This window comes from Desulfovibrio sp. 1188_IL3213 (genome assembly GCF_036763145.1).
Lineage (GTDB): Bacteria > Desulfobacterota > Desulfovibrionia > Desulfovibrionales > Desulfovibrionaceae > Desulfovibrio.
In genome coordinates, this window is sequence record NZ_JBAIYR010000187.1 from 1 (window position 1) to 4,396 (window position 4,396).

Annotated in this window: 7 protein-coding genes; 5 read left to right on the plus strand and 2 right to left on the minus strand. The window is 55.7% G+C overall.

Annotated features, from left to right (window positions below):
* Positions 1-199, minus strand: a 199-nt coding sequence (locus V6C16_RS08445) for a hypothetical protein (RefSeq protein ID WP_333543007.1), incomplete at its 3' end; no start/stop codon positions are given.
* 323 nt (positions 200-522) lie between these two features.
* On the opposite strand from V6C16_RS08445, the gene V6C16_RS08450 reads away from it, so the two are divergent.
* Positions 523-1,200, plus strand: coding sequence for an XRE family transcriptional regulator (locus V6C16_RS08450; protein ID WP_333534650.1), 678 nt, complete (start codon positions 523-525; stop codon positions 1,198-1,200).
* A gap of 689 nt (positions 1,201-1,889) precedes the next feature.
* On the opposite strand, the gene V6C16_RS08455 is transcribed toward V6C16_RS08450, so the two are convergent.
* A complete protein-coding gene (locus tag V6C16_RS08455) occupies positions 1,890-2,108 on the minus strand; it encodes a hypothetical protein (protein ID WP_256233790.1) in 219 nt (72 codons plus the stop codon).
* A gap of 191 nt (positions 2,109-2,299) precedes the next feature.
* Here V6C16_RS08455 and V6C16_RS08460 point away from each other — a divergent pair, with 191 nt between their 5' ends.
* The 4 genes from V6C16_RS08460 to V6C16_RS08475 form a co-directional block, all read left to right on the plus strand.
* The gene (locus V6C16_RS08460; protein ID WP_333534649.1) at positions 2,300-2,728 is read left to right on the plus strand and encodes a YgiW/YdeI family stress tolerance OB fold protein; all 429 of its coding nucleotides are present in this window, start codon (positions 2,300-2,302) and stop codon (positions 2,726-2,728) included.
* Between the two features lie 446 nt (positions 2,729-3,174).
* Positions 3,175-3,558, plus strand: coding sequence for a YgiW/YdeI family stress tolerance OB fold protein (locus V6C16_RS08465; RefSeq protein WP_333534648.1), 384 nt, complete (start codon positions 3,175-3,177; stop codon positions 3,556-3,558).
* A 53-nt stretch (positions 3,559-3,611) separates the two neighbouring features.
* The gene (locus V6C16_RS08470; protein WP_333534647.1) at positions 3,612-4,016 is read left to right on the plus strand and encodes a NirD/YgiW/YdeI family stress tolerance protein; all 405 of its coding nucleotides are present in this window, start codon (positions 3,612-3,614) and stop codon (positions 4,014-4,016) included.
* A 4-nt stretch (positions 4,017-4,020) separates the two neighbouring features.
* On the plus strand, positions 4,021-4,396 hold a 376-nt coding region (locus tag V6C16_RS08475; protein ID WP_333534646.1), incomplete at its 3' end, for a response regulator transcription factor.

The following is a 4,396-nucleotide window of genomic DNA, read 5'->3' on the forward strand; positions in this document are numbered from 1 at the left end:
CGCTCGGGGCTGCTGCTGAGGGCGGCATATGGGGCGTCTGGGCAGGCGGGCGGTGCGCCGAAAGGTCCATGCAGAGTGCGAGCAGGCGAAGATGATCGCCCACCAGGCGCAAAATGGGCTTTTGGGCAGGATGGGCGTTGTTTTGCAAAATATCCAGCACAGCGCTCAGGTTATAAATATTATCTTGAAGATCGGACATGCTATGCTCCCTGAAATATGGATGTGAAATATACGGGGCGTATTTGGGATTTATAACTTTTTATTATATGAATCAAGTGTAAAGTTTATAAATAAAGGAAAAGATTTAATCATATGATTTATAACAATATTTAACAGTTGAATGACGTGAAGATCTTTAATCTTGAAAAATATTTATATTTTATTCCTGTAGTTACAAAGAAAACATTGATTCTTGAAAAAAAACAAGGTAGTTTTGTGGTGGTCAGAATAAAGCTGTCCTGTTCAGGAGTTATTTTAAAAGAAAAGTTTTAATGCGTTGAAAACGCAGATAACGGAAGTTCTATGAAAGCACTCTCCCAGGCTGGATTGCCCAAGGCCTTCGCGCAGCGCCTTCGCCAGCGGCGTGAAGAGCTTGGCATGCACAAGCAGGACATGGCCGACAGGGTGGGAGTAAGCCTTACCACCATTCAAAAATATGAAAACGGGCAGATGCCGAAAGGTGAGTATGCTGTGCGTCTGGCCGACACGCTGGACTGCTCCCTTGACTGGTTGCTTGCCGGCAAGGGAACGGCAGACGGCAACGGGCAAAACTGTGGTGAAGCGAGACTGGTAATGGTCCCTATGGTGGAGGCGCGTCTTTCAGCCGGGACCGGCAGCTTTGAAACCGGCGGCGACGTGCTGCGGCACTATGCCTTTCGGTGGGACTTCCTGCGCCGCAAGGGCAACCCGTCACAGATGGTGCTTTTGCGGGTGTCTGGCGACAGCATGCAGCCGCGCATCATGCACAATGACGTGGTGCTTATAGATCAGGCTCAGCGCACCCCCGTGCCGGGGCGCATTTATGCCGTGGGCGTGGAGGACATGGTGTACCTCAAGGTCGTCAACGCCATGCCGGGCAAGCTTATTCTGACGAGCTTCAATCCGGACTATGCGCCCATTGAGGCGGATACGGACGAGCAACTGGCCGATCTTGTGCGGGTTATCGGCCGTGCTGTGTGGGTTGGGCGGGAGCTGGACTAGAGGTCGCTTCCGTACTCTTTTACTCAACCGGTTATATCAAAAAACTTTTTTATTCCAATCACGTACCCAGGCGTACCTTCCCCTTGCGCCAGGTCTTATCCCGTATTTTCGACGCGACAGCCTTGCTGTGAATGCAGAGCTATTTCATGTTGCAGCAGCGCTGGCGGCTCGCGGCAGTCGTCCGTCACAAAGGCTCCGCCCCGCTTGAGCCGTTCCCTCGGCCCTGCGGGAAACGGCAGCCTCTGCATGTGCGCCTCAAGCGCCGCGGTGCGCAACGGCCCTTTGAAAGACGCCCGCCAGGCTGATTTTGGGCTATCGCGGGTTGATTCCGAGCTATCACGAACTGATCCGGGCGATTCCGGACTGATTCTTTCGCTCTCCTCCGAAGGCCCGGCAGGGCTATGGCGGCCCTGTTGCACACAGCGGCGGTCTGAAACAAAAAGGGCCGGAACCCCGCGGGATTCTGGCCTGTCAGTGCGCCTGCATGGGCAGGGAGTTGTTTTGCCGTTGCCTCATGCCCGGCGTGTACTGCCGCCATGCAAGCAAGGGGCGCTGCTGCCCGGCAGGCACACCCCGGCGCGGACCTTGGAAAAGATTTTTTGCTGTTTTTTTGTATAGAAAAAGCTATTCATAGTGGCTTGCACAAGGTCACGGGCAGGTGCGGTGACGGTGCGGCCGGGCGCGGAGAATCAAAGTTCGTTTGCGCAGGCCAGGTTACGGTTCCAGGCACGGATAGCCGCGCCCTGAGAAACTGACCATTGCTGCGATGTCTGCCCACAGGAGCAGACGACTCGCCAGACTTCCTGCCGTCTTCCCGGTGGCAGCATGGACTCCAGATGAACATTGGTTCCGCCGCAGGCAAGGCAGGGGCGGATTGTATGCGGATCAAGCTCTTTCATGCGCGGCAATATAGCAGCTTTGATTCATGTTCACAAGAAGAGGCTTTGTTTCATATTTTTATGTTAACGGGGCGTGTTTGCCAGGGCAGGTGATTCACGTTTTTTTATTCCTAACGCTTTGCTGACGCTCGCGGGTGCAGATTTTGTCTGCGGGCGCATGTGCGTTGCGCGAGTCCGGTAAAATATTTTTGGAGGATTATATGCGTTATCTGCTTGTTATGGCTATGACTATGGCTCTTGCTGTTCCCGCCTACGCTGCTGACAAGGACACGTCCGGCGCGGCTCCCCAGGCGGTCACCAGCCCTGCGCCGCAAAAGAGCAAGCCCCGTCATGAAAAAGCTCAGGGGATGACAAATCTTCATGAGGTGGATACCGTTGCAAAGGCCCTGAAAGCCCCTGACAGAACCCCTGTCATGATCGTGGGCCATATTGTGGAAAAAGTGGGCGGCAAGAAAAACCGTTTTATCGTGGATGACGGTACGGGCCGTATGGCCGTGTCCATCGGCCATAAAACCCTCAAGGGAATGACGCTCACCCCTGATATGAAGGTGCGTCTTGTGGGCAAGGTCAAAACAAAAGAAGGCAGGGAACCGGTGGTGGCCGTCAAGGCCCTGCATGTTCTCAACTAGAGGAGATTAACTTTGAAATGCTTCACATTTCAAAGTGTTCATTCAGCCGAAAAGTGCGATTTTCGGCTGAATCCACGCCACATTGTGGCGCGCTGCACTTTCGTGCAGCGTTAGAGCATTTACACTTTTTCAAAGTTAAAATGCTCTAGGGCGTGTTAGCAGCGAGAATGCATGCTCTCACTGTCTGCACCCGCTCACTGCGGCGCTGAACAGCGCAAACAGATAGCGCTTGTGCCTTCGTGGCGGCCCTCTGTTCACGTCGCCGTCAGAGCAGTTTCAAGCTGAAAATGCTCCAAAGCTTTTCCACGCTGACATGCTTGTTTGGCGGGCGGAGCCAATATACGCCCTGCGGTTCGCCTTTATCCCGCAGGGGCTGCATGCCGACCGTTTCCGGCCCTTTGCCGCCAACGGTTGCATAAGAAACAGTGCTTACCAAGGAGGCTGCCATGCGCGCAGTACTTTCATTGTTATTGTTGGGCCTTTTGGCCCTTCCGGCTCACGCCGCGTTTCAGGGTCCCGGAGCCAAGACGTCCGAAGGATTCAAGGGGCCGACCGTGGGGATTGAGGTCACCACGGTCAAACAGGCTCTGGACAGCAAGGATGATGCCGCTGTTCTGCTTACCGGCCAGATCACGGGCCGCAAGGCCGGCAGTGATGACAAATATGTTTTCAAAGACGCCACCGGTGAAATAACGGTGGATATAGACAGGGAAGTCTTTGCCGGTCAAAGTGTCACGCCCGAAAACACCGTGCGCCTTTCCGGCAAGGTGGACAAGGATCTGATGAAGCCCGCCAAAATTGACGTTAAAGTGCTGGAAATACTGAACTGATTTCAGGGCGGCCGGGTCCGCGCCCGGCCGCACGATATGAGTGGAGAAGAGTTATGCGTGTACTGGCGGTGCTGCTGGTTCTGACATTTGGCCTTGCGGGAGCCATGTTGCCGTGCTCCCGCGTGGCGGCTTCGGGCTTTGACGGCCCCGGCGTGGCGACCACGGTTACCCGCGCGGCGGATGTGCTGGGTGCGCAGGATGACGCCCCCTGCGTGCTTGAAGGGCATATTCTGGAAAAGCTGCCGCGCCGTAAAAACCGCTATCTGTTTGAAGACCAGAGCGGCAAGGTGGTGGTGGAAATAAAGAACGAGGTGTTCGGCCACCTCACCGTGACCCCGCGCGACAAGGTGCGCCTGCTTGGACATGTGGACTGGAACCGCAAACGCCCCAATGAGGTGGAGGTGGACGGGCTGTCCATCATCGGCATCATTGACGCGCGAGACGTGCCAGAGCGCTGAGCCCATGTCCTGTTCTCTGCTGCTTGTGGAAGACAACGAGGATATCCTCGCCAATCTCTACGCCTATCTTGAACCGATGGGATACACGCTGGACTGCGCGCGCAACGGCAACGCCGGGCTTGCGATGGCTCTTGAGCAGGGTTTTGACTGTATAGTGCTGGACGTCATGCTGCCCGGCATGGACGGCATAAGCCTGTGCCGCCGTTTGCGGCAGGAATACAGGGTATCCGCCCCCATCATCATGCTTACTGCCCGGGATGCCGTGGCCGACAGGGTGGCGGGGCTTGAGGCCGGGGCGGACGACTATCTGGTCAAACCCTTTGCCCTTAAAGAGCTTGAAGCCCGCATCCGGGCCTTGCTGCGGCGCGGCCGTCTGCAGG